This is a genomic window from Zobellella aerophila, assembly GCF_039539325.1.
In the GTDB taxonomy this organism is placed as follows: domain Bacteria; phylum Pseudomonadota; class Gammaproteobacteria; order Enterobacterales; family Aeromonadaceae; genus Oceanimonas; species Oceanimonas aerophila.
The window spans coordinates 25,435-50,943 of the sequence record NZ_BAABCX010000005.1; the positions used below are offsets into that span (position 1 = coordinate 25,435).

At 61.7% G+C, this 25,509-nt stretch carries 23 protein-coding genes and 1 tRNA gene; 13 read left to right on the plus strand and 11 right to left on the minus strand.

The annotated features are described in order from the left end of the window. Positions 1-113 precede the first annotated feature (113 nt). The 7 genes from phnE to ABD806_RS15010 all read right to left on the minus strand — a co-directional run bounded on the left by phnE (position 114) and on the right by ABD806_RS15010 (position 5,502). Positions 114-899: a phosphonate ABC transporter, permease protein PhnE gene (phnE, locus tag ABD806_RS14980; RefSeq protein WP_344959465.1), complete on the minus strand. Its 786-nt coding sequence runs from the start codon at positions 897-899 to the stop codon at positions 114-116. Positions 900-953: 54 nt separating this feature from the next. Further along, positions 954-1,943, minus strand: coding sequence for a phosphonate ABC transporter substrate-binding protein (gene phnD / locus ABD806_RS14985; RefSeq protein WP_344959467.1), 990 nt, complete (start codon positions 1,941-1,943; stop codon positions 954-956). Continuing rightward, positions 1,940-2,797 (minus strand): phosphonate ABC transporter ATP-binding protein, encoded by an 858-nt coding sequence (phnC, locus tag ABD806_RS14990; RefSeq protein ID WP_344959469.1) that lies wholly within the window; start codon positions 2,795-2,797, stop codon positions 1,940-1,942. Before phnC ends, phnD begins: the two co-directional genes overlap by 4 nt. Before the next feature lie 283 nt (positions 2,798-3,080). After that, on the minus strand, positions 3,081-4,364 hold the full coding sequence (locus ABD806_RS14995) for an FAD-dependent oxidoreductase (RefSeq protein WP_344959471.1): 1,284 nt from the start codon (positions 4,362-4,364) through the stop codon (positions 3,081-3,083). A gap of 132 nt (positions 4,365-4,496) precedes the next feature. After that, complete coding sequence (locus ABD806_RS15000; RefSeq protein ID WP_344959473.1) at positions 4,497-4,679, minus strand: hypothetical protein; 183 nt, start codon at positions 4,677-4,679, stop codon at positions 4,497-4,499. Then, positions 4,670-4,746: transfer RNA gene (locus ABD806_RS15005), tRNA-Pro, on the minus strand. The genes ABD806_RS15000 and ABD806_RS15005 overlap by 10 nt, the downstream gene beginning before the upstream one ends. A 60-nt stretch (positions 4,747-4,806) precedes the next feature. Further along, complete coding sequence (locus ABD806_RS15010; protein WP_344959475.1) at positions 4,807-5,502, minus strand: MOSC domain-containing protein; 696 nt, start codon at positions 5,500-5,502, stop codon at positions 4,807-4,809. Between the two features lie 231 nt (positions 5,503-5,733). Between ABD806_RS15010 and ABD806_RS15015 the strand changes: the two genes are divergently transcribed. The 5 genes from ABD806_RS15015 (at position 5,734) to ABD806_RS15035 (ending at position 9,242) form a co-directional block, all read left to right on the plus strand. Then, positions 5,734-6,726: a 2-hydroxyacid dehydrogenase gene (locus ABD806_RS15015; protein WP_344959477.1), complete on the plus strand. Its 993-nt coding sequence runs from the start codon at positions 5,734-5,736 to the stop codon at positions 6,724-6,726. Positions 6,727-6,737: 11 nt separating this feature from the next. After that, the gene (locus ABD806_RS15020) at positions 6,738-7,148 is read left to right on the plus strand and encodes an META domain-containing protein (RefSeq protein WP_344959479.1); all 411 of its coding nucleotides are present in this window, start codon (positions 6,738-6,740) and stop codon (positions 7,146-7,148) included. Then, positions 7,148-7,582, plus strand: coding sequence for a thioredoxin TrxC (gene trxC, locus ABD806_RS15025; protein WP_425583148.1), 435 nt, complete (start codon positions 7,148-7,150; stop codon positions 7,580-7,582). The genes ABD806_RS15020 and trxC overlap by 1 nt, the downstream gene beginning before the upstream one ends. Before the next feature lie 152 nt (positions 7,583-7,734). Beyond that, a complete protein-coding gene (locus ABD806_RS15030) occupies positions 7,735-8,721 on the plus strand; it encodes a glutathione S-transferase family protein (RefSeq protein ID WP_344959483.1) in 987 nt (328 codons plus the stop codon). A 98-nt stretch (positions 8,722-8,819) separates the two neighbouring features. Next, positions 8,820-9,242, plus strand: a complete 423-nt coding sequence (locus tag ABD806_RS15035) for a CoA-binding protein (protein WP_344959485.1) — start codon at positions 8,820-8,822, stop codon at positions 9,240-9,242. A gap of 54 nt (positions 9,243-9,296) precedes the next feature. Here the strand turns inward: ABD806_RS15035 and ABD806_RS15040 are convergent, their stop codons facing one another. Together ABD806_RS15040 and ABD806_RS15045 are read right to left on the minus strand one after the other, a co-directional pair. Next, positions 9,297-11,297, minus strand: a complete 2,001-nt coding sequence (locus ABD806_RS15040; RefSeq protein ID WP_344959487.1) for a Na+/H+ antiporter NhaC family protein — start codon at positions 11,295-11,297, stop codon at positions 9,297-9,299. A 424-nt stretch (positions 11,298-11,721) separates the two neighbouring features. Continuing rightward, positions 11,722-13,095 carry a glutamine synthetase family protein gene (locus tag ABD806_RS15045; protein ID WP_344959489.1) on the minus strand — a complete coding sequence of 458 codons (1,374 nt, stop codon included), beginning with the start codon at positions 13,093-13,095 and terminating at the stop codon, positions 11,722-11,724. 272 nt (positions 13,096-13,367) lie between these two features. Between ABD806_RS15045 and ABD806_RS15050 the strand changes: the two genes are divergently transcribed. From ABD806_RS15050 to ABD806_RS15060, 3 genes are read left to right on the plus strand one after another with little or no spacing between them, the layout of a single operon-like run. Further along, positions 13,368-14,129 carry a gamma-glutamyl-gamma-aminobutyrate hydrolase family protein gene (locus ABD806_RS15050; protein WP_344959491.1) on the plus strand — a complete coding sequence of 254 codons (762 nt, stop codon included), beginning with the start codon at positions 13,368-13,370 and terminating at the stop codon, positions 14,127-14,129. Positions 14,130-14,160: 31 nt separating this feature from the next. After that, complete coding sequence (locus ABD806_RS15055; RefSeq protein WP_344959493.1) at positions 14,161-15,525, plus strand: aspartate aminotransferase family protein; 1,365 nt, start codon at positions 14,161-14,163, stop codon at positions 15,523-15,525. 10 nt (positions 15,526-15,535) lie between these two features. After that, positions 15,536-17,038 (plus strand): aldehyde dehydrogenase, encoded by a 1,503-nt coding sequence (locus ABD806_RS15060; RefSeq protein ID WP_344959495.1) that lies wholly within the window; start codon positions 15,536-15,538, stop codon positions 17,036-17,038. Between the two features lie 318 nt (positions 17,039-17,356). On the opposite strand, the gene ABD806_RS15065 is transcribed toward ABD806_RS15060, so the two are convergent. Beyond that, positions 17,357-17,929 carry a cupin domain-containing protein gene (locus ABD806_RS15065; RefSeq protein WP_344959497.1) on the minus strand — a complete coding sequence of 191 codons (573 nt, stop codon included), beginning with the start codon at positions 17,927-17,929 and terminating at the stop codon, positions 17,357-17,359. Positions 17,930-18,102: 173 nt separating this feature from the next. On the opposite strand from ABD806_RS15065, the gene ABD806_RS15070 reads away from it, so the two are divergent. Together ABD806_RS15070 and ABD806_RS15075 are read left to right on the plus strand one after the other, a co-directional pair. Beyond that, a complete protein-coding gene (locus tag ABD806_RS15070; protein WP_344959499.1) occupies positions 18,103-18,453 on the plus strand; it encodes a DUF1294 domain-containing protein in 351 nt (116 codons plus the stop codon). A 151-nt stretch (positions 18,454-18,604) separates the two neighbouring features. Beyond that, positions 18,605-19,180, plus strand: coding sequence for an LOG family protein (locus tag ABD806_RS15075; protein WP_344959501.1), 576 nt, complete (start codon positions 18,605-18,607; stop codon positions 19,178-19,180). Position 19,181: 1 nt separating this feature from the next. Here the strand turns inward: ABD806_RS15075 and ABD806_RS15080 are convergent, their stop codons facing one another. Then, positions 19,182-19,430 (minus strand): DUF2960 domain-containing protein, encoded by a 249-nt coding sequence (locus tag ABD806_RS15080; protein ID WP_344959503.1) that lies wholly within the window; start codon positions 19,428-19,430, stop codon positions 19,182-19,184. Between the two features lie 111 nt (positions 19,431-19,541). On the opposite strand from ABD806_RS15080, the gene ABD806_RS15085 reads away from it, so the two are divergent. From ABD806_RS15085 to ABD806_RS15095, 3 genes are all read left to right on the plus strand, one after another. Continuing rightward, positions 19,542-21,482 (plus strand): sensor histidine kinase, encoded by a 1,941-nt coding sequence (locus tag ABD806_RS15085; protein WP_344959505.1) that lies wholly within the window; start codon positions 19,542-19,544, stop codon positions 21,480-21,482. Further along, positions 21,479-22,840, plus strand: coding sequence for a sigma-54-dependent transcriptional regulator (locus ABD806_RS15090; RefSeq protein WP_344959507.1), 1,362 nt, complete (start codon positions 21,479-21,481; stop codon positions 22,838-22,840). The genes ABD806_RS15085 and ABD806_RS15090 overlap by 4 nt, the downstream gene beginning before the upstream one ends. A 411-nt stretch (positions 22,841-23,251) precedes the next feature. Continuing rightward, on the plus strand, positions 23,252-25,462 hold the full coding sequence (locus ABD806_RS15095; RefSeq protein ID WP_344959509.1) for a TRAP transporter permease: 2,211 nt from the start codon (positions 23,252-23,254) through the stop codon (positions 25,460-25,462). Positions 25,463-25,509 lie beyond the last annotated feature (47 nt).

Below are 25,509 nucleotides of genomic sequence, written 5' to 3' on the forward strand. Positions count from 1 at the left end.
ATTAACTGACACTGGCAATACGATGCGAGTCAGTGTTTCAGCCCTGGCTCCTGTCGTTAATTGGCAGCAGTTAATTAACTTCCTTCTTGTCTAGACAAGCCCGGTTAAATAAATCAGATATATTTCTTGCGAATAAACTGCGAGGCACAGTCGAGCAGGCTCACGGTCACTATCACCACCAGCATGATGGCCGCCGTCTGTTCGAACTGGAAACTGCGGATCGCTTCCCACAGCAGGACCCCGACGCCGCCGGCTCCCACCATGCCGACGACGGTGGCGGAGCGGACATTGGACTCGAAGCGATAGAGCGAATAGGAAATCCACAGGGGGATGACCTGGGGCAACACGCCGTAGAGAATTTCCTCCAGCTTGCTGGCCCCGGTGGCCCGCACCCCCTCGATGGGGCCCGGCTCGATGGCTTCCACCGCCTCGGAAAACAGCTTGGACAGCACGCCCGTGGTATGCACGAACAGCGCCAGCACCCCGGCGAAGGGCCCCAGGCCGACCGCCACCACAAACAGCATGGCGAATACCATCTCGTTGATGGCCCGGGCCGCGTCCATCAGCCGGCGCATCGGCTGGCATACCCACTGGGGAAACAGGTTTTCGGCGCACAGCAGGCCGAAGGGAATCGACAGTACTATCGCCAGCAGGGTGCCCCACAAGGCGACCTGCAGGGTGACCAGGGTCTCTTCCAGATACAGCCGCCAGTGGGTAAAGTCGGGCGGGAAAAAGTCCGCGGCCAGCCTGGCCATGTTGTCGGCATCCTGCACCAGCACCATGGGATTCATTTCCGCCCCCTGCCAGGCCCAGGCCAGAACCAGGACCAGCGCCAGCCACTTGAACGACTGCCCCAGGCGCAGGCCAGGACGGGGCTTCGTCACGACATCAGTATTCATCTTCATACTCTCCGATTACCACCAGGGGCCGGCCAACCCGGCCCCTCGCCGGTATTAGTTGGCCATCGCCGACAGGGCGGACATCTGACGGTTCAACGCCGCCAGCTGCATTTTCACCCGGGCGATCTCGCCGGCGTCGGCCTGGTTGTTTTCCAGCTCTTTCAAATCCTTGAACAGCTGCAGCTGACGGATGGGCAGCAGCTGCAAATCGCTGGACGGCTTGAAGAAAGCCCACTGCAGCGCGGCCAGGATTTCCTGCCGCTGCGGATCACCGGCGCGGCCGTAGTCCATGAAGAAGTCGTATACCGCCTGCTTGGTGGCTTCCGGCAGGTTCTTGCGCCAGACGATGGGGTCGGCCGGGATCAGCGGTGACTTCCACAGCACCTTGATGTCTTGCGCCTCTTCGGGGCTATGCTGGGCGAAGCGCTCCAGGCTTTCGGTATTGTTGGTCGCCACATCCACCTGCTTGTTCAATACCGCGAACACATTGACCTCGTGGCTGGAGTTGAGGGTGCGCTTGAATTCCTGGGGAGACACCTGGTTCTGGGCAAACACATAATAGGAGGGCACCAGGAAGCCGGAGGTGGAGTTGGGATCCCCGTTGCCGAACACCAGTTCCTTGCGCCGTGCCAGCACATCCTCAACGGTGTTGAGCGGGCTGTCCTTGTGGGCGATCAACAGGCTCCAGTAACCGGGCTGGCCATCGGCACGAACCGTCTGGGCAAAGATTTCACCGCCGGCCCGATCCACCGCCTCCATCGCCGATTTGTTGCCCAGCCAGGCGATATCGACCTTGTCGAAGCGCATCCCCTGGATGATGCCGGCGTAATCCGGGGCGAAGAAGGCGTCCACTTCCACGCCCAGCTGTTTTTCCATATCGGCCAGGAAGGGCTCCCAGCTCTGTTTGAGATTCTGCTGGGATTCGGTGGAGATAATGCCGAAGTTGATGGTCGACAGGGGGGCATCGTCCGCCAGGGCCGGCGCCGCCACCGCGGCGGCCAGCAAGGTCGCCCCACCCACGAATGTCTTTAATGTATGCATCATGACAGTTGTCCTTGAATTGAACCGGATACAAAGGAAGGGTTGGCCGGCAAGGGTTTGATTGCCGTTCCGGATACAGTTGCTGTGGTCTTCGTCGAAGGTGACTTGGTATAGAGCGCCGCCAGTGCCTGCTCGGTAATGGCGGCGGACTCCCCCTGATAGAAGATTTCCCCTTCCCGCAGGGCGACCAGCTGCTGGCAGTATTTGAGCGCATAATCGACCTGATGCAGGGTGACGACCACGGGGATCCCTTCCTGCTCGTTGATGTTCTTGAGCAGTTCCATCACGGTGCGCGCCGATTCGGGATCGAGCGAGGCGATGGGTTCGTCGGCAAAGATAATGCCCGCCTTCTGCATCAGCGAGCGGGCGATGGCCACCCGTTGCTGCTGACCGCCGGACAGGGTAGAGACCCGCTGTTCGGCAAAGGCCGCCATGCCCACCCGCTCCAGCGCGGCCATCGCCTGCAGCCGCTGGGCCTGGGTAAAGCACCCGCTCAGGGTACGCCACTTGGCGGTGGCGCCCAGGGCGCCGATCAGTACATTGGTCAGCACGCTCAGGCGGTTGACCAGATTGAATTGCTGGAAGATATAGCCGGCCTGGGCCCGGCAGCGGCGTACCTGCGCCGCCGCCTTGCCCCGGGATTGCACCAGCCGCCCCATGACCCGGATTTCGGTCGTCGCCTGATGATCGGAAAACACCAGACCGCTCAGGTGACGCAACAGGGTGGACTTGCCCGAGCCGGACGGCCCCAGCAGAGCAGTCATCCCCGGGTGGGAAATATCCAGGCTGATCTCTTTCAGCGCCTGCTTGTTATCAAAGGTCTTGCTCAGACTCTTGACTTCGATGATCTTGTTCATGCCCGCAGCCTCACAATAGATTCGTGAGCCATACTGCTGACCGCAGGTGACAGTTTTATTGAGAAACTGTGTCAGCCAGATGTACGGCGACCACTGTTGCAGCGGGAGGAAATGGTGCTAACTCGCTGTTATTAAAAACATTAAAAATAACGGCTCGCCGGCGGCGACGACTTGTATAGACAAGACTTTCAAGAAAGCTTCATCTTTCAATGATGGCTCCTGAGGTCGCCACACCCTGGAGGCTGACTCGCGTGTCGGTGTCCGGCTTTACCGATGAACGCAGCTATTTAAAGCGGACCGGGGTCAGCCCCTGCTCTTGCGGGGTGAACCCGGCCGAGGCCACCGCCAAGGGCTGCCCGCCGATCTGGGCGGCCAACAACGACGCCGCACCCATCGCCAGTGTCCAGCCCAGCATGCCGTGGCCCAGGTTGAGGTACAGGTTATCGGCGCCGGCCCGGCCGATGATTGGCAGGCTGCCGGGAGTCACCGGCCGCAGCCCGGCCCAGCCATGCAGCGGCTCGTCATAGCGGCCGGCCTCGGGGAGGCGCCGTCGGCACAGCTCAAGCAGGTAGTCGATCCGCTCCGGCGATGGCCGGGTATCGAAGCCGACCAGATCCGCCCCGCCCGCCACCCGCAGCCGATCCCCCAGGCGGGCAAACACCACCCGACCGGATACATCGCTGACGCTCACCTCTGGCGCCCGGGCGGTCGCCGGTACCGTCAGGCTGTAACCCTTGACCGGATAGATGGGTAGATGCAACTCCAATTCCCGGAGCAGGGCCTGTCCGCCCGCTCCGGTGGCCAGCACATAGGCATCGGCCTCCACCCTGCCATCCGGGGTTGCCAGGGCTTCGATATGCCACTTGCGGATGAGCAGCCGCTGCACCTGGGCCCGGTAGCGCTCCTCCAGCCGATCCGTCTCGCGCATCAGCGCCAGCAATCCCTCGGCAAAGGCCGGAGCATCGCCCACTTCGTCACGGGGGGCATAGACTCCCCCCACCCAGTCGCCCCGCCACTGGCTTAAGGCCGGCTCCAGGTCCAGGCAGGCCGCTCGGTCGAGCAGTTGCAGCCGACATCCCCACCGTCCCTTGTGCTCAATACGCCGGGCCGCCCGCGCCAGGTCCGCCGCCCTGTCGTAGATCTGCAGCTTGCCGGAGCGACGATGGTGAAAGCTCAGCGGATGTGCCCGCAGCAGGGCGTGCAACCGCTCCCGCGAATGCACTGCGAGTCGGGCGAGGGAGCCGCTGTTATGTTCCTCGCGCGCGGCGCGGCCCTGAACCAGGAAACGGCCCCCCCAGGGCAGCCAGCCGGGGAGCTGCCGCCAGTCCAGCCGGAAGGCGGGGACCCGCCCCAGCAGGATGGCGGGCAATTTACGCAGCAGGGCGGGAGAGGCCATGGCATCGGCGGAATCGAAGCTGAGCTGGGCGGCGTTGGCGAAGCTGGTCCCCTTCATGGGTTCATCGGCGTCGAGCAGTATCACCCTGTACCCCGCCTCCACCAACATATAGGCGCTGGTGACGCCGACTATGCCGGCGCCGATCACCGCGACCGTGCTGCCCCTGTCCATCCTCTGCCTCCCCATGCCGACACGCGACTATCGCCACCGTGCCGGCCGGTAATGCCCGATGCCCTGTCAGAAGCTTAGGCATAAAAAACGCCAATCGGCCTAGCCGACTGGCGTTATGGTCATTGGAGGCTGTTACAGCACCTGAGCCACTATCCAGCCGGACAGGATCAACTGGATGTTGTAGTGCATAAAGATGGGGAGCAGCGAGTCACGGATAAAGAAATGAGGGAGGCAACGCTCCCTGTTAGTCACGAAGAGCGAGCAAACAAAAAACCCCGCATTGCTGCGGGGTTTTTTGTTGAATCTGGTCGGCATGAGAGGATTCGAACCTCCGACCCCTTCGTCCCGAACGAAGTGCGCTACCAAGCTGCGCTACATGCCGTAATGGGGCGTGAATTTACATAAATGGCGCCGCTCTTGCAAGTGCTTTTTGTAAAAGAACTTATGGCCGTTTGGGGCCCAACAGCCGGTGGCTCCAGTCATCCACCCGTCCCTTGGTTAAATAGTCCGCCGCTTTTGCACGCCAGCCGGGAGCCAGTGCCGGCAGGTCGGCCAGTTCATGCAACCCGTCGGCGTCGAAGCCATGGTTGAATATGATATCCGCCGCCCGCCTGACCGGCATCTGGGGATGGGGGCGCTCTACCAGGGTCAGCTCGGCTTCGGGTCCGACCATCCCTTCTTCCAGGACCCGCAACAGCCAGCCCGCCCGCCCATTGGCCTGAACCAGTACCGAGAAGAAGTCATAGCCAAATTTGGCATTCAGCTTATAACAGGGCGATCTCGGCTGGCTTATCTGGATCAGCGCCCGATCCAGGCGGTAAATATCGCCGATGCACGCCTCTTGCTCCAGCAACCCCTGCCCCGAGATATTCTCACCAAAGGCCCCGGGCCTGAGTAACTCGATCTCTGCCGTCAGCCCCATGCCCTGACACCAGGAGCGCCAAAAAGCATAGTGCTCCTGCGGGTAATAGTGCAGCGCCCGCTCCGGCCCGCCATGAAAACGGGTGGATACTTGGGTGTCATCCACCAGGCCGTTAAAACCGCACCATTGGGCGGCGGTTATCGGCCCCTTGTCGATGGCGCTGTTTATTTGCTCGGTCAGGGCCTGGGATTGCCCCGTCAGTATAGAGACCCGCATGGACACTCCTGCTAGGGTAATGGTCCGAATTCAACTACCGCTATAGCAACACATTAACCGCTGTTCCGCCAGACTTTGCCAACGGCTTCGCTGTCGCCGGATGTCTGCCGGGAACGAAGCCGGACCGACCGGCCGCCGTGTTCCCCGGCCATGTCGGCGCGGGACCCTGCCTTGAAAATACAGCATAAAGCCACCATATTTCAGTGACCAGCAACAGCGTGAAGAGCATCTATGAAGATAGCCTTTTTCAGCAGCCGGCCCTATATGCAACAGGCCTTTCTCGAAGCAAACGCCGCCTTTGATTTTGATCTCACCTATTTCGATGCGCGCCTCGAGCCGCACACCGCCAGCCTGGGGCAAGGATTCGACGCCGTCTGCGCCTTCGTCAACGACAAGCTGAATGCCGAGGTTATCAGCATCCTGGCCCGGGGCGGGGTCAGGGTTATCGCCCTGCGCTGTGCCGGTTACAACAATGTTGACCTGGAGGCCGCCCGCCTGGCCGGCATGACCATTGTCCGGGTTCCGGCCTACTCACCGGAAGCGGTCGCCGAGCATACGGTCGGGCTGATGCTCACCCTCAACCGCCATATTCACAAGGCCTACCAACGTACCCGGGATGCCAACTTCTCCCTCGATGGCCTGGTGGGCTTCAATATGCACGGCAAAACCGCCGGCATTATCGGCGCCGGCAAGATCGGCCTGGCCACCCTGCGCATCCTGCACGGCCTGGGCATGAAACTGCTGGTGCACGATCCGGTGGAACGCCCGGAGGCCCTGGCCCTGGGCGCCCGCTATGTGTCCCTGGAACAGCTGTTTCGGGAAGCGGATGTGATCAGCCTGCACTGCCCCCTGCTGCAGGACGACTACCATCTGTTGAATCGCAGCACCTTTGCCCAGATGAAAGACGGCGTGATGATCATCAACACCAGCCGGGGCGGCCTGGTCAATGCCAGAGACGCCATCGAAGCCATCAACAACGGCAAGGTAGGGGCCCTGGGACTGGATGTGTACGAAGAAGAGGAAACGCTGTTCTTTGCCGATAAATCCAATGAAATCGTCCGTGACGACACCTTTCACCTGCTGTCGGCCTATCCTAATGTGATCCTGACCGGGCACCAGGCCTTTCTGACCCGGGAGGCGCTCGCCGCCATCGCCCATACCACCCTGGACAATTTACAACAGCTGGCTAAAGGTCAGGATTGCACCAATAAAATCAACCAATAAGAGGTATCTCCATGAAAGCGATATTCACCGCCGCCGGCGCCCTGCTGCTCACTGCCTGTAGCGGCGGCCTGGACGTGGTCGAATCAGATCTGCAGCATCACCGCTGGCAGCTGACCGCCATCAACGGTGAGGCCGTGGATCCGGAGCTCAAGTCGGATCTGGAAATTGGGGAACATTTCACCATCAATGGCCTGGCTGGCTGCAACCGGTTCTTCGGCAGCGCCACCCTGGAGCTCAACCGGCTGAAGGCCGAGCCGCTGGCCTCCACCCAAATGGCCTGCCTGCCGGCCGTACAACAGGTAGAAACCGCGGTATTAACCACCCTGACCCAGGGCGCCGCCATCAAGCACGACGGCAAGCAGCTGGAGCTGGCCGGCGAACAATACACCCTGAGTTACCAACTGGCCGACTGGATGCAATGATGAGCGAACACTTCTTGATCTGCCCCGCCTGCCAGGCCAAGAACCGGGTGCCGGCTGAGCGGCTGGACCAGGATCCCAGCTGCGGTAAATGCAAAACCGCCCTGCAGCCCAGTCACCCGCTCGAGCTGGATGGCAACCGGCTCGACCGCCTGCTGGCGAATGAAACACTGCCGTTGGTGGTCGACTTCTGGGCCCCCTGGTGCGGCCCCTGCCAGAGCATGGCACCGGTATTTTCCGCCGCGGCCGGTCAGACGAAGGGACGGCTGAGGCTGGCCAAGCTGGATACCGAAGCCCATCAGGCGGCCGCCGCCCGTTTCGGCATCCGCTCCATCCCCACCCTGATCGCTTTTCGGCAGGGCCAGGAAATTGCCCGCCAATCCGGCGCCCTATCCGCCGGACAGCTGCAGCAATGGCTGCAGAGCCTGCCGGTGTAAGCAAAACAGACGGCAGGCCGCAGCCGTGATGCCCTGCTGTCTGCCACCTCATTCATATTTTTTGACCAAGTTCGGCTAATTTCTCCGCTGGGATCCACCGGTCTACTTGCCCACAATGACCTCAACGCACATGAAATATCGAGGAGCAGAAGATGGGCAAGCTGGTTGAGGGCGTATGGCACGATGTCTGGTACGACACTCAAGAGAGTCAGGGTCGTTTTGAGCGCAGCGAGAGCCGGTTTCGCAACTGGGTGACCGCCGATGGCAAAGCCGGACCGAGCGGCCAGGCAGGTTTTGCCGCCGAGCCGGGACGCTATCATCTGTATGTGTCCCTGGCCTGCCCCTGGGCGCACCGCACCCTGATCATGCGCAGGCTCAAGGGGCTGGAAGATATGCTCGACGTCTCCGTGGTCAACCCGCTGATGGGCGCGCACGGCTGGACCTTCGACACCGATTTCGAGGCCGCCACCGGCGACCCTCTTTACGGGCTCGACTACCTCTACCAGCTCTACCTGAAGGCCGACCCGCATTATTCGGGCCGGGTGACGGTGCCGGTGCTGTGGGACAAGCAACGGCAGACCATCGTCAGCAATGAATCCGCCGACATCATCCGCATGCTAGGCAGCGCCTTCGATAAGCTGGGGGCCAGGGCCGGCGACTACTATCCCGCCGAACTTAGGCCCCAGATTGACGACATTAACGCCGATATCTATGAGCATATCAACAACGGTGTCTACAAGGCCGGCTTTGCCACCAGCCAGCAGGCCTATGACGAAGCCGTCGGTGCCCTGTTCGCCGGGTTGGACCGGCTGGAGCAACGACTGGACAAGCAGCGCTATCTCACCGGCGACCGGCTGACCGAAGCCGATATCCGGCTGTGGACCACACTGACCCGCTTCGATGCCGTCTATCATACCCATTTCAAGTGTGATCGCCGCAAGATAGCCGAATATCCCAACCTTTACGGCTATTTACGCGATATCTACCAGCAACCGGGAATCGCGGACACCCTGAATATGCCCCATATCCGCCACCATTATTTCCGCAGCCACCCGACCATCAACCCCCACGGCATCGTATCCATTGGGCCCATACAGGACTGGCTTGAGCCCCATGATCGGGACGCCCGTTTTCGTTGAGTTCGGAGAGATCGACCTATCCGCAGAAATTGAGCAGAGGGTGATGGATTATCGGGCTGGCAAACTGGTATAACAGGGTTTTTCTTCGTGTGGAACGCATGATGGACGAACTCGAACAAAGCCGCTTAAAACGCATACTGACCCAAACCCGCAGCATCGCCCTGGTGGGCGCCTCCAACCGCCCGGACCGTGCCAGCTACCAGGTGATGGAATATCTGCTGCAACACGGCTATCAGGTTTATCCGGTCAATCCGCAGCTGGCCGGGGCCGTGATCCTCGGCCAGACCTGCGTCGCCGGCCTGGAAGATCTGGATCAGCCGGTGCAGCTGGTCAATGTGTTCCGTCGCGGCGAATTTACCTCCGACATCGCCCTGGAAGCCATCGAACATGAAGCCCAGTGCCTGTGGCTGCAGCAGGGCATCCATAACGCGGATGCCGCCGAGTCCGCCGCCGAAGCCGAGCTGGAATACGTGGAAGATCTCTGCATCAAGACGGTGCACCAGCAGCTGTGCGGCGAATAACCAGATATAAAAAAGGGGCTTAGGCCCCTTTTTTATATCTATACCTCAGATAACTCAGGATATCTGCTTAATGCCAGCCTCACCGCCGATTGCCGGTCGGCCGGAGGGCTCAGAAGCCGGTTGCTGATAATCCTCGGCCCGCTTGCCCAGCAGCCGCAGGCCGGTGGCCATCACCAGGGCAGATACCGCTATCCCCAGCCACCAAGGCACTCCATAGGCCACCGGCAGGATCCCGAACAGGGTGGTAATCACGCCCACGAACAACGCATAGGGCAGCTGGGTGCGAACATGCTCCACCAGGCCGCAGCCGGAGGCCATGGCCGCCAGCAGGGTGGTTTCCGCCAGCGGCGAGCAGTGATCGCCCCACACGGCACCGGCCAGCACGGCGGCCACCGAGGCATAGAAGAGGTGCATGGCTTCCGGATCGCCGGCCAGGCCGTGGTGCTGCAGCACCGCCCAGGCCAGGGGGACCACCAGCGGCATCATGATGCCCATCACTCCCCAGGAGGAGCCGGTGGCAAAGGCGGTAAAGGCCGACAACAGGAACACGCTCACCGGGATCAATTGCGGCGCCAGGCTGTCGCTCAGCACGCTGACCAGGTAGTCGCTGGTATGCAACGCCTCGTTCACCGACGACAGAGCCCAAGCCATCATCAGTATAGTGATCGGCAACAGCATCGACTTGACGCCCTCGAACCAGTAATGGGCGGTTTCATCCATGCTCAGCAGGCGCTGGGCCTGGGTCATCACCAGCGCCACCAAAGTGCTCAGCAACGAACCCCACATCATGGCGGTGAAGGAGTCGCCATTGCCGAATACGTCGCGCAGGCTGTACTCGGCGGGATGACCCAGCTCTTCCATGCCGGTATACCAGATACCGCCCAGGGTGGTCAGCACCAGCACCGTCATCGGGATGATGGCGTTCAGGGCCCGGTGCGGTATGCCCGGCTTGGCATCTATGTTGGCTTCCTCGGCGATGGCTTCCATGTCGGTCAGTTCATCGGGGGCATCGTGGCGGCGCTGTACCGCCTTCACTTCGGCCTTCAGCATGGGGCCGAAGTCACGACCGCTGAGGCTTACCATAAACACGAACAACAGCGCGAGGATCGGATAGAAGCTGTAGCTGATCGCGTCCAAAAACACCGCATAGGCGGAGCCGTCAAAGCCCTCGATCTGGCCGATGGCCTCGTCAATGAGGCCGACCTGAAAACCTATCCAGGTGGTGACCAGCAAAATGGCCGACACGGGCGCGGCGGTGGAATCGACGATGTAGGCCAGCTTTTCCCGGGAGATGCGCAGCTTGTCGGTAATATTGCGCATGGTATTACCGACGATCAGCGCATTGGCGTAGTCATCGAAGAAAATCGCGGTGCCCAGCAGCCCGGTGGTGGTCTGGGCGCTGCGCCGGCCGCGCACGAAACGGGTGATGTGGTTGGCGATGCCCACTGTGCCGCCGTTGCGAGAAATAATCCCCACCATGCCGCCGATCAACAGGCAGAACAGCACGATCGACATATGTTCGGAGTCGCTGGCCGCCTTCAATATATGCACATTGACCGAGTCCAGCACGCTCTGCAGCAGCTTGCCGCCGGACAGGCCGTAACTCAGCCAGCCACCGGCGCAGATGGCGATAAAGAGGGCGAGGATCACCTGGCGGAACACCAATGCCAACACGATGGCGGTCAGGGCCGGCACCACCGACAACCAGCCGGCGATGGCGACACTGCCGGCCTCGGCCAGGGTGTCGCCGGCTTCATTGACCAGTGTCAGGCTGAGCGTATCGGCCTGGCTGGTCAGTTCATCCAACCGGGCTTCGCCGTTTTCAAATGCCAGCGGATAGCGTTGTTCATCCAGCTGCAGCCAGAGCGGCTCGCTGCCCGCCGGATCGTCCCGGCTGACGGTCACCGAAAACGGTGTGTCCTTCAAGACCAACGCGGGGGCCTCGATGCCGACCTCGGCCCAGGCCGGAGTCAGCAAGGTGGCGAACGACATCAGCAGGACCAGCCACAGGCCCGCTATATTCAATGAGGTGAGCTTGGATATAGATCTTGTCATTAAAAGTCCTTCCATGGGTTGCCATCGTTTCAATAACGGTGCCGAGCCGGGCTGAAGCCAGGTCCTAATACGGACTGACATCCCGCTTCGGCGGTATTTAAGACAGAGCTCGGAGCTAATACTTGCCAGTTAAGCGTAAAACGGGATTGATTAACTTCCCGCCGACACACCGCCGTCTAAGGCCACCTGCGTGGGATAACGGCTGCGAACATTCACTGGATGTTCGGTCCGTCACCCAGCTTGGTGCAGGCAGCAAGCTGCCCCCTGGGGGCTCTGCTGCGCCACTGACCGCCAGGGATGGCGGGAATACCGGAACGGCAGGAGCATTTTCCGGCCCTGGCGCAGAAGGTCGGCTGGAAAGCCGACCAATCCCGTTAACTGACCGGCATTAGAAGTCGGATGCTGCTTGTTAATCCTGCCGTGCTTATACCGATCGCAGATACCAGTCGAATTCCTGGGGACTGACATGGCGCATAAACAGCAGCCGTTCGCCGTAGCGGTTGGCGTGATACACCCGGCAGAACTCCCGCCCCAGGTATTCCGGCAGCAGCTCGTTGCGCTGCCACTGTTCCAGGGCCTGGATCCAGCTGGACGGCAGGCTGGGCGGATGAGAGGCATAACCGTTGCCGACCACAGGCTCCGGCGGGGTCAGCCGCCGGGTGATGCCGTAGTGGATACCGGCCAGTATGCTGGCCATCAGCAGATACGGATTGGCATCGGCCCCGGCCACCCTGTGCTCGAGCCGCCGGGCCTCGCCGCTGCCGCCGGGAATACGTACCGCCACGGTGCGGTTATCGGCGCCCCAGGTCTGGCTCATGGGCACGTAGAAGCCCGGTTGGAAGCGACGATAGCTGTTGGCATTGGGGGCGAAGATCACCATCGACTCGGGCATCAGCGCCAGGGTGCCGGCGATGGCGTTGCGCAGCGCGTCGCTGCCCAGGGTGTCGTCCGCCTCGCCCTTGAAAACATTGTTGCCATGCTCATCCAGCAGGCTGACATGAATATGGGTACCGCTGCCCGCCTCCTGGTTGTAGGGCTTGGCCATAAAGGTGGCATCCATCTGATGGCGGGCAGCCACCCCCTTGATCAGCCGTTTGAGCAGCACCGCCTCATCGCAGGCCTGCATGGCATCCGCCCTGTGTTTCAGGTTGATTTCGAACTGGCCCGGCGCGCATTCGGCGATCGCCGTATCCACCGGCAAGCGCTGCACCTGGGCAGCCTCATGGATGGCTTCGATAAAATCGCAGTGGTCGTCCAGATCCGACAACGAATACACCTGGCACTGGGTGTCCCGCTTGCCGGTGACCGGCGACACCGGCGGTTGCAGCCGCTGCAGCTCATCCCGTTCCCGGTCGACCACGTAAAACTCGGTCTCCACCGCCACCACCGGCGTCAGCTTCAGCTCGGCGAACCTGTCCAGCACCCGCCGCAGCACATGGCGCGGATCATAGACGAAGGGCTCGCCGTTGTTCTCGTACATGCTCATCAGCACCTGGGCACAGGGTCTGTCCTGCCAGGGGGTGCGGCTGAGGGTACCGGCCACCGGAAAGCACAGTCGGTCGGCTTCCCCCTGATCCAACCCCAGCCCGGTCTCTTCTATGGTGTTGCCGTTGATATCCAGGGCGAACAAGGAAGCAGGCAGGCAGATCCCTTCCTCATAGGCCTTGAGCAGGCTGTCCCGCGGGATCCGCTTGCCACGGACCACACCGTTGATATCGCCGATCATCAGATCGATGGAGTTGATGTCCGGGTTCTGCTCCAGGAAAGCCTGGGCTTCTTGCATGCCGGTGATCGCCATATGCATATCCTTGTTGTGTTATTTTCACCAAACCAAACAGAAGTCGTTATATGATATTAAACACACCGGCACAAGCGATCACGATAACAAGTGGTTAATAAAACATAACACAATGGTGCACAGATCACATTATTTAGCCTTTACCCTGCTTTTTATCGATGTTCGCTTTGTATTTCATTAACACTTATGCTCTCCTCTGCTGGTAGAAGATAATCAACGGAGCACAATAATCGTTGATTATAAGCAAACAACAATATTGTTCGGGTGATAGCATGGACAGAATTAAACAACACCCTGTGGTCGGCGTGACCGCCTGCCAGCGGACCATCGAAGGCCACGGATGCCATATGGTGGTCAATAAATACATAACAGCGCTGGTCGAGGCGGCCGGCGTCGACACGGTACTGCTGCCGGCACTGGAGACAGGGATCCCGGCCGGGGTACTGGCCCGGCTGGATGGCATCTGCCTGACCGGCAGCTACAGCAATGTAGAGCCTCATCATTACGGCCGGCCTCCGCTCCCGGAAGATTGTCGCCACGATCCGGCCCGGGACGGCTCCGCCTTCTCGCTGATCCGCCAGGCCCGGGAGCTGAACCTGCCGATGCTGGGCATCTGCCGGGGTTTCCAGGAAATGAACGTGGCCTATGGCGGCAGCCTGTACCATCGGCTGCAGGACAGGCCGGGAATGCTCGATCACCGGGAGCCGGAGGGTGGCGACACCAACGGACATTACCATCCGGCCCATGACATCAGCCTGAATCCCCTGGGACTGCTGGCCCGGATCAGTGACCTGCACAGCAGCAGGGTGAACTCATTGCATCAGCAGGGCATAGACCGCCTGGGTCAGGGACTGACGGCCGATGCCACGGCCCCGGATGGACTGATCGAGGCCATCAGCGATCCGTCCCTGGCGTTTGCCCTCGGCGTGCAGTGGCACCCGGAATGGCAGACCCGTCATCACCCGCTCTATCGGGCTATTTTTACAGCATTCGGTGAGGCATGCGCCCAGCACCAGCGTCGATTTAACGCCTGATCAGACATTTGACATAAGTAAGGAAAACAGCATGGACACCCATAACACCAGCGAACTGCGCCGCGAAGACAGCCGGCATCACCTGCATCCGTTCACCGACACCAAGGAGCTGAACGAGAAAGGCTGCCGCATCATCACCAAGGCCGACGGCATCTATATCTACGACGCCGATGGTCACAAGATCCTCGACGCCATGGCCGGCCTGTGGTGCGTCAATATCGGCTATGGCCGCCAGGAGCTGGTCGACGCCGCCGCCGGACAGATGCAGGAACTGCCCTATTACAACAACTTCTTCAAGACCGCCCACCCACCGGCGATCAAGCTGGCGAAAAAGCTTACCGAACTGGCGCCGGACCACATCAACCATGTGTTCTTCACCGGCTCCGGCTCCGAGTCCAACGATACCGTGGTGCGCATGGTCCGCCGCTACTGGCAACTGCAGGGCAAGCCTGAAAAAACCGTGATTATCGGCCGCCAGAATGGCTATCACGGCTCCACCGTCGCCGGCGCCAGCCTCGGCGGCATGGCCCCCATGCACCAGCAGGGCGGCCCCATGCTGCCCGATATCGAGCATATCGCCCAGCCCTACTGGTTCGGCGAGGGCCGGGAAATGGATCCGCAGGAATTCGGCCTGCTGGCGGCAAGCTCTCTGGAAAAGAAGATTCAGCAGTTGGGTGTCGAGCGGGTCGCCGCCTTTATTGCCGAGCCGGTGCAGGGTGCCGGTGGGGTGATTATTCCGCCCGCCAGCTACTGGCCGGAAATCCAGCGCATCTGTGACCAGCACGGCATCCTGCTGATCGCCGACGAGGTGATCTGCGGTTTCGGCCGACTGGGCCGGTGGTTCGGCAGCCAGCACTTCGATATCAAGCCCGATCTGATGCCGATCGCCAAGGGGCTGTCCTCCGGTTACCTGCCCATCGGCGGCGTACTGGTCGGCGACCGGGTCGCCGATCTGCTGATCGACGAGGGCGGCGAGTTCTATCACGGCTTTACCTACTCGGGTCACCCCAGCTGCGCCGCGGTGGCCCTGCGCAACATTGAACTGCTGGAGCAGGAACGGGTGCTGGAGCATGTGCGCGATATCGCCGCCCCCTACTTTGCCCGGCGCTGGGCCGAGCTGGCCAGCCACCCGCTGGTCGGGGAAGCCCGCTCGCTGGGGCTGCTCGGCGCCCTGGAGCTGGTCGCCGACAAGGTGACCCTGTCCCGCTTCGAGCCGGGCATCGGCGGCCTGTGCCGGGATATCTGTTTTGAGACCGGCATAGTGATGCGCTCGGTGGGGGAAACCATGGTGGTCTCGCCGCCGCTGGTGATCACCGAAGAAGAAATCGATCAGCTGATCAGCCTGGCCCGCGCCAGCCTGGATGCCACCGCCCGGCGCCTGGGCATTGCCCTCTGAGGAGTCGAACATGAGTCAATTGACAAGGGCCGACTGGCAGGCCATGAGTGAACGGCTGCAACTGGAAGGCCGGGCCTTTATCAACGGCGACTATGTGTCCGCCGTGGGCGGAGACACCTTCGCCAGCATCAATCCGGCCAACGGCATGCCGCTGGCCTTGATCGCCGGCTGCGACGAGCAGGATGCGGCGCTGGCGGTGGCCCATGCCAGGGCCGCCTTCCGCCGGGGCGACTGGTCCCGCTGTGCCCCCGCGGAGCGCAAGCGCACCCTGCTGAAGCTGGCGCGCTTGATGGAGCAACACCAGGAGGAACTGGCGCTGCTGGAGACCCTGGATATGGGCAAGCCGATCGGCGACAGCCTGCATGTGGATCTGCCCAGCGCCATCAACTGCATCGGCTGGAATGCCGAAGCCATCGACAAGGTCTATGGCGAGGTGGCCCCCACCGATCGGCACAGCCTGGGGCTGATCACCCGGGAGCCGCTGGGGGTGGTCGCCGCCATCGTGCCCTGGAACTTTCCGCTGATGATGTCCTGCTGGAAGATAGCCCCGGCCCTGGCCGCCGGCAATTCGGTGATCCTCAAGCCCTCGGAGAAATCGCCGCTCAGCGCCATCCGCCTGGCGGCGCTGGCCAGGGAAGCCGGTGTTCCCGACGGCGTGTTCCAGGTGCTGCCCGGCTTCGGTCATACGGTGGGCAAGGCGCTGGCGTTGCACAACGACGTCGACTGCCTGGCCTTCACCGGTTCCACCCGGGTCGGCAAGCAGCTGACCCAGTATGCCGGCCAGTCCAACCTGAAGCGTACCTTCATGGAATGCGGCGGTAAGAGCGCCAACATCATCTGTGCCGACGCGGGCAACCTGGACACCATCGCCCGGGAAGCGGCGATGGCCATCTATTACAACCAGGGCGAGGTATGCATCGCCGGCTCCCGCCTGCTGGTGGAAAACAGCATCAAGGACGAGCTGGTCGAGCGCATCATCGCCTATGCGGAACAGCTGCAGCCCGGCGATCCACTCGACCCGGCCACCCGCATGGGCGCCATCGTCGACGCCGCCCAGCTGGATACCATCTGCGGCTATGTCGCCAAGGGGGTGGACGAAGGGGCCCGCCTGCGCATGGGCGGCGAGCCGGTGCTGACCGACAGCGGCGGTCACTACTTCCCCCCCACCCTGTTCGATGGGGTCAACAACCGACATACCATAGCGCGGGAAGAGATCTTCGGCCCGGTGCTGTCGGTGATCGGCTTCGACACCCTGGACGAGGCCATCGAGATCGCCAATGACTCCCCCTATGGCCTGGCCGCCGCGGTCTGGACCCGGGATCTGGACAAGGCATTGACTGCCTCCCGCCGGCTGGAGTCGGGACAGGTCTACGTCAACAACTATGCCGGTGGTGACATGACGGTGCCCTTCGGCGGCGTCAAACAGTCGGGCAACGGCCGGGACAAGTCGCTGCACTCGCTGAGCGAATATTCCCAGCTGAAGACCACCTGGATAGCCCTGCACGGAAACTGAGGCTTCCTTTACCAAAAGCAGGCTCCAGGCCTGCTTTTGGTCACAGGTTCCTGTTGGCTTTTGATGAGGGTAAACATCGGCAAAGGGCACTACTCCTCCGGCACGCCGTAAATCCATCAGGAGGCTCCGCCGCGCCATCTGACCGCCATGGATAGCGGAAATGTCGAAAATGCAGGAGCATTTTTCGACCCCGGCGCGGAGGGTCGGTGGAGGTAGCTCTGTTGCCTCTTCGCTGGGTCGTAACAGACAAGCTCCGCGAAGGGCCGTAAACAGGCTCTTAAGGTTGAGGGCGCCCTGGTGGCGCCCTCGTCTTGGCATTTAGAAATGTTTGGCCGGGGTCGAGCAGCTGACCACCCGGCAGGGCTGGTCGCTGTTATTGCGGAACCTGTGGGGCTGGGTGGTGGAGAAGTAGTAGCTGTCCCCCTCCTTCAGCACCCGCACCTGGGCGCCGACAATCACCTCCACCTCGCCTTCGATCACCACCCCGGCCTCTTCCCCGCGATAGGCCATCATGTCATGGCCGGTATCCGCCCCGGGCGGATAGGTCTCGATAATAAACGACATGGCGCGATTCTTGCGGTTATAACCCACCAGCTTCAGCGACAGATTGCCCGAACCCACATCCTGCAACTCGTCCGCCGTATAAAAAATCTGATCGGTATTCTGCAGATCCAGGGTAAAAAACTCCCCCACGGTGATCGGGATGCCATCAAGGATCTTCTTCAGAGAACTGACCGAGGGGCTGACCTTGCCCTGCTCGATCAGCGACAGGCTGGAATGGGTCACGCCGGTGCGTTTCGCCAGCTCCCGCTGAGAGATATTACGCAAGGTGCGCACTGCCTTTAGGCGAACACCTACATCGTTGGACAGATCCTGAGCGTCAGCAGCCATAGCACCACACAAATTAAAGAAGGGAAAGGAAACAAGGAAATCGCAGGCATTCTACAAGAACCGCCGAGAGGCTGTAAATTACTAATAAAATGAAAGGAAAACCGCCGGATACTGCTGTTACACTCCGGCTGTCCTGCCCTCTGGCAACCCCGATGATAACCTGGAAGATTTCCATGGCCTTACTGATCTCGCTCCTGGCGGGTCTGCCCTTTCTACTCGGCCTGCTGTGCGGCTGGTACATCAATAACTGGTGGCCCCTGCTGGCCTACGGCGCCATGAGCGCCGCCAGCTTTGTCGCCTACGGCCTGGACAAACACAGGGCCCGCAAGTCACAGCTGCGGATCCCGGAAAAGGTGCTGCTCCTGCTGGATCTGGCGGGTGGCTGGCCCGGCGGCCTGCTGGCCCAGCGCAAGTTCCGGCACAAGACCCGGAAAGCCCGCTTCCAGGTGCTGTTCTGGTGCATAGTGTTGCTGCATCTGGCCCTGTGGTTCGGCTGGGTGCCGGCCTGGCTGAGGCTGCAATAGAAGGAAGAAACCGGCACACGGCACCGGGTCTGTCGGCTATATATAAAAATATGAGCGGGCGAATCCGGCATCGGTGTCCTGCAGACAGGTTACCGGATGGCGGATATGATGCTCACTAAGTGGCACTCCCTCCCAACATAAGAGAGAAACAATGAGCATCAAGGCAGTGTGTGTCTATTGTGGTTCCAGCCTGGGCAATGACCCCCGCTATCGGCAACAGGCCCGGGCCCTGGGTGAGGAAATCGGCCGCACCGGTCTCGAACTGGTGTATGGCGGCAGCTCGGTCGGCCTGATGGGCATACTGGCCGACAGCGCACTGGCCGCCGGCGGACGGGTGCATGGCGTCATGCCGGAGAGCCTGGCCCGGGCCGAAATCAGTCATACCCGGCTGACCCAACTGGATGTGGTGGCCGATATGCACGCCCGCAAAGCCAGGATGGCCAGGCTGGGGGATGCCTTTATCGCCATGCCCGGCGGCCTCGGTACCTTCGAGGAACTGTTCGAGATCCTGACCTGGGCCCAGCTCGGCCATCACAACAAACCGGTGGGACTACTGAATGTGAACGGTTTCTTCGAGCCCCTGCTGGCGCTGATCGACCACGCCATCGGCCAGGGTTTTATCAAGGCTGATTACCGGGCGCTGCTGGTGGTCGCCGAACAACCGGAGCAGCTGCTGGCCCAGCTCGACTCGGCGCCGCGCAATATCAAGCCTAAGTGGGTGCAGTAACCTATCCTTCTTCCCGGAAGATGCTGATCTGGCTGAAACCCAACTTGCGGAAGTATTCTTCCTGAAAATCCTTCATGGTTTTGCGGTCATTGCGGCTGACGTTGGCCAGTTGGGCTTCCATCCGGTGAAAATCGCTTAAATCCAGACCCTCGGCGGTGGCGATGGCATCATACAGGCTGTGATGCTTGTCGTTGGCGAAGCCAATCTCCTTTTGCTGCTTGCGGTAATGGTAACGAATGCGAAAAGCCATAACAGAGTCCCGGTTAAAAACCGCTATTGTCGCTTCAAGGGAAAGCATACACAAGGCAAGCCTGTTACCGCCATTTCAATCGGCACCGGTCAGGCGCATAATTTAACCCTGATGATACATTCAACTCCCGATACCCGGCCCGCCGGCTCATCCGGCCACCGCATCACCCTGCTGCTGTTGCTGCTGGGCATGGCTCTGCTCGCCTATGGCCTGTTCAGCTGGGCGCGCCTCCAGGCCATGGAGCAGACCCGCGCCCGGGCCGACGCCAACCTCAGCCGCTACATGCTCAACCTGCAGCACCAGCTGGACAGATACAAGGACCTGCCCCGGCTGCTGGCCAGCCAGGAACAGCTGACGCAACTGCTGCAGAGCCCCGACGATCCGGCACTGCTCAAACGGGCCAACCGCTACCTGAGCTGGGCCAACGACACCATGGGCGCCACCGACAGCTACCTGATCGATGCCACCGGCGTCACCCGGGCCACCAGCAACTGGAACCAAGCCCACAGCTTTATCGGTAACGACTACAGCTTCCGCCCCTATTTTCAGCAGGCGATAGCGGGCGCCGCGGGCCGCTATTTCGCCCTCGGCAATACCTCGGGGGTGCGCGGCTACTTCTTTTCCTACCCGGTACGACTGGCCGACCGGATCATCGGCGTGGCCGTGATCAAAATCGATCTGGAAGACATAGAAGCCGGCTGGAGCGATCCCCTGCTGGATATCCTGGTGATGGACGAAGACGGGGTGATTTTTATCTCCACCCGCGCCCACTGGCGCTTTCGTACCCTGGCACGCCTGTCACCGGCCAGACCCAACGGCCGACATTATGGTAATCATGTGCTCGCGCCACCGGCGGTATCCAGACCGGCGAGCCCCCACCTGACCCCCGAATATATCCGACAGATTATCGCCAGTCGGCGTTACGGCGACGCGCCCCTGCTGCCGCTGGATATCATCCACCACCAGGCCACCCCGGCAGGCGATACCCTGCTGACCCTGAGCGATCCAGATGTCACCGGCAACGGCAGACAGGGCCAGTATCTTCTGCTGAGCCGGCCGATGCCCGAGGCCGGCATGCGGGTGGCGGTGCTGGCCAGCTTGCGGCCGCTGCAGACCCGCATCTGGCAAACCCTGGCCATCGGCCTGACCCTGTATCTGGCCCTGGCCGCGCTTATCCTGTTTTTGCAGGCCCGCCGCCGGCTCAAGCAACGCTTCGACGCCCAGCTGCAAAAAGCGCACGAGGCGCTGGAACAACGGGTCATAGAACGCACCGGGGAGCTGACCCACAGCAACCGGCGACTGCAGCAGGAAATCAGCCAGCACCGGCAAACCCAGAAAGAGCTGCTCCAAGCCGCCAAGCTGGCGGTGCTGGGCCAGCTGTCCGCCGGCATCAACCATGAGCTGAACCAGCCCCTGACCGCCATCCGTCATTACGCCGATAATGGCCGCAAGCTGCTGGCCCGGGACAAGACAGATGCGGTTGATGCCAACCTGGGCGAAATCGCCGGACTGGCCGAGCGCATGGCCAATATCCTGCGGCCACTCAAGGAATTTGCCCGGCACAGCGGTGAGGCCAACGCCGTGGTCAACCTGCAGCAGGCCCGCCAGGGGGTGATGGCCATCCTGGTCGGCCAGCTGGAAAAACAGCAGGCCAGGATCAACTGGCCCGCCGGGCTGGAAGAATATTGTGTACGGGCCGATATCGGCCGGCTGGAACAGGTGCTGGTGAATCTGTTGAGCAATGGCCTGCAGGCCATGGTTGAACTGCCGGCACCGGAGATCGATATCGGCCTGGGCAGCACCGCCGACCGCGTGACCCTGAGCCTGCGCGACCATGGCCCGGGGCTGAGCCCGGACGCGCTGGAGCACATTTTCGAGCCCTTCTACACCACCAAGGCGACCGGCCTCGGGCTGGGGCTGTCGATTTCCCAGCGTATCGTCGACAGCCTGGAAGGCGAGCTCACTGCCGGCAACCACCCCCGGGGCGGTGCCGTCTTTACCCTGACCCTCAACCGCGGACAGCCCGACCGACAACCGGAGATCACTCAGTGAGCGCAAACCGTACCGTAATCCTGGTCGACGATGACCCCCATATCCGCCTCTCTGCCGGCCAGACCCTGGAACTGGAAGACTATCAGGTGGAGAGCTGTGAGCGGGCCGACAAGGCACTGACCCTGCTCGACCCCGAGTTTGCCGGGGTTGTGATCACCGATATCAATATGCCCGGCACCTCGGGGCTGGAGCTGCTGGCCAGCATTACCGCCATAGACCCGGCTATTCCGGTTATCCTGATCACCGGCTTCGGGGATATCTCGATGGCGGTGAGCGCCATCCGCAACGGCGCCTACGACTTTATCGAAAAGCCCTTCTCCGCCGATCTGCTGCTGGATGTGGTACACAGGGCCCAGGAAAAACGCGCCCTGACCCTGGAGAACCGCCGGCTGCGCCAGGAGCTGCAGGCCCAGAGCGCCCCGGGCCCGCGTATCATCGGCAACACCCTTGTGGTCCAGCAGCTGCGCCGGCTGGTACAAACGGTGGCCGACACCCCGGCCGATGTGCTGCTGATGGGCGAAACCGGCACCGGCAAGGATTTGCTGGCCCGCTATATTCACGAGCACAGCCCGCGGCGGGAGCATAATTTTGTCGCCATCAACTGCGGCGGCATGCCGGAGAGCCTGATCGAATCCGAACTGTTCGGCCATGAAAGAGGCGCCTTTACCGACGCCAAAGACAAGCGCATCGGCAAATTCGAGCATGCCCAGGGCGGCACCCTGTTCCTCGACGAGATCGAAAGCATGCCCATCAGCCTGCAGATCAAGCTGCTGCGGGTGCTGGAGGAAAGGGCCATAGAGCGGCTCGGCTCCAACCGGCTGATCCCCCTGGATATCCGCATCATCGCCGCCACCAAGGCCGATCTCAGGCTCCAGGCGGAAGCCGGTCAGTTCCGCCAGGACCTCTACTACCGGCTGAACGTGGTGCGTATCGATATCCCGCCGCTGCGGGCCCGGGCCCAGGATATTCCCCTGCTGTTCCAACACTTCGCCCTGCTCGCCTCCGCCCAGTATCAGCGGGAAATACCGCCGTTATCGGCGGAGCGCATCCATCGGCTGATCAGCCACGACTGGCCCGGCAATGTACGCGAGCTGCGCAACCTGGCCGAACGCTATGTGCTGCTGGGCGAGGCCTGCACCTTCGACTTCGACAACCAGCCCATTACCGAATCCGACAGCCATCCTGGCCAGGGCCTGGCGGCCCGGGTCGACCAGTTTGAAAAAATGCTGATCCAGGCCGAGCTGGCCCGCCACGGCGGCTCGATCAAGGACACCCTGGAAAGCCTGCAGCTGCCGCGCAAGACCCTGTACGACAAGATGAAAAAACACGACCTGGATAAAAACGACTATAAAGGCTGAGCGCAAGCCGGCTCCGTAGGCCCATGGGTGGAAATCCACCCATGGGCCTTACCTACCCTGGCCGCTGCTCCCCCTGCCTCGCGTTTCCCACCGCTGTCGCCCGCTCCGATTTGGCGCCCCTGGCGTAAAAAGGCGGAAATCCCCCCATCCGCCCGGCAAGACCGGCGGATTTCCACCCATTTTCATAGATCGCCGACCGCCCGTTAACAAACACGAGTCATCACACACCCGCTCCGCAACAGCCGCGACCCGCTTTTTTAATGAAAAACAAACAACTGGCCCAGGCTTTGCTACATGGAAGTGATGCGTATGCCAGCGCCTGTGGCCGCCAATACGGACACAGGCAGGAAACAAGGAAGGCCATAGGCCACCCGGACCGCCAGGCAGGCAGCCGGGAAACCAGTAGAGGTAATGATGTCAAACGTTCAACAACCCCTCGACAGCCTCAGCCACGAGGAGCAGAAAAAGCTCAAGGCGCTGATGGAGAAAGATGCCAAGACCGAGCGCAAGCTCACCGGCCCCTGGGGCTGGCTGGTGTCGGCCCTGGCCGCCATCATGGTGGTGATCTATTTTTACGGGGCCGGGGTATCCGCCCTCGGCACCCAGTACCACCTGGGTATCTATGTGCTGATCACCTTCGTACTGGTGTTTCTGCTGTACCCGGCCGGCAGCCGCACCGCCCACGGCGGCCTGTCGCTGATTTCCGCCAGCCTGTTGTCGGTACTGGTCAGCTGCTTTGTGGTCTACGACTCGCCCACCGCCTTCTACCAGCAGCTCACCCTGTTCCGGGAAACCTGGGAGTATGACGGCCTGGGCCTGGCCATGGCACAGGATCTGGACAAGCTGCACTATACCCTGTGGCTGACACTGCCCTTCGCCGCCGTGCTGCTGCCCCTGGATCAATGGCTGAACAGATGTAACCACAACAGCCCCACCGCCAGTGATGTGATACTGGCGGCCATGACCGCCGGCACTGTGCTGTACTGGATCAGCCAGTTTGAAGTGCTCAACTACCGGGCCGGGGCCGAAAACGAGGTCGATATGCTGGTCAGCATCGTCGGCCTGCTGCTGTCGCTGGAAATCTGTCGCCGGGTGCTGGGCTGGTCGATCACCCTGATCGGGGTCGGCATGATCGCCTTCGCCCTGTTCGGTCCCTACCTGCCCGACCTCCTGGCCCACCGGGGCTTCCGCTTCGAACGGCTGTCCACCGCCCTGTTCCTGACCACCAACGGGGTATTCGGGGTGATGGCCAGCGTACTGGCCACCTACGTGATCCTGTTTATCTTCTTCGGCGCCTTCCTGCAGAAATCCGGCGCCGGCAAGTTCTTTATCGATCTGCCGCTGGCCATGGCCGGCCGTTCGACCGGGGGCCCGGCCAAGGTGGCGGTGATCTCCTCCGCCCTGTTCGGCTCGGTGTCCGGCTCCGCCATCGCCAATACCGTCTCTTCCGGCGCCTTTACCATCCCCATGATGAAACGGGCCGGCTTCAAACCCCATGTGGCCGGGGCCATAGAGCCGGCGGCGTCCATCGGCGGTATGTTCCTGCCGCCGATCATGGGCGCGGGCGGCTTCCTGATGGCCGAGCTGACCGGCACCCCCTACTCCACCATCATGATCCTGTCGATAGGGCCGGCGCTGCTGTACTTCCTGTCGGTCTATTGCATGGTGCACTTCGAAGCCAAGAAGCACGGCCTGGTGGGCATTCAGGGCGAAGAGATCCCCCACTGGAAGACGGTGTTCAAGACCGGCTGGTACTACGCGCTGCCCCTGGTGATCATCACGGTGCTGCTGCTCAGCGGCCGCTCGGCGGGCAACTCCGCGTTCTGGGCCACCCTGTCCTGCATCGCGGTCAGCTGGGTCAATAAAGAAACCCGCATGGGGCCGAAGGAGATCTGGGATGCCATCCAGGTCGGCGCCCGCAATACCCTGATCGTCGGAGCCACCATAGGGGTGATCGGCGTCATCGTCGGCACCATCTCACTCACCGGCATGGGCCTGCAGTTCTCGGATCTGATCATCTCCATGGCCGGTGACAGCCTGTTGCTGGCCCTGGGCCTGGTGGCCCTGGCCTCGCTGGTGCTGGGGATGGGGGTACCGGTCACCGCCGCCTATCTGATCGTCGCCGTGCTGGCGGTACCTGCCCTGGGTGAATTCGGGGTCGCCGCCATCGCCGCCCATATGATCGTCTACTGGCTGTCCCAGGACTCCAATATCACCCCGCCGGTGTGCGTGGCCGCCTATGCGGGCGCCGCCATCGCCGGCTCGGATCCCTGGAAGACCGGCTGGACCTCGTTCAAATACGCCAAGATGCTCTATGTGATGCCGCTGCTGTTCGCCTATGTGCCGGCCATATTGCTGGACGGCACCCTGCTGGAAATCGTGGTGGCCTTCATCTCCGCCACCCTGGGCACCATCGCCTTCGGCGCCTTCTCCATGGGTTACCTGCGCCGCAAGACCAGGCTCCACGAATGGCTGCTGCTGGGCGCCGGCACCCTGCTGCTGTACTGGCCGACGCTGCTTTCCGATGCCCTGGGCCTGGCCGTCGTCGCCCTGGTCTGGTGGCTGCAGCGGGAAGCCGCCATCGCGCCGCAAAACCGGACCAGCCACGCCAACGCCGGTTGAGGACGATAGTCATGACCCGGATTCCGGCGTGGACCGTATCCGAGCGA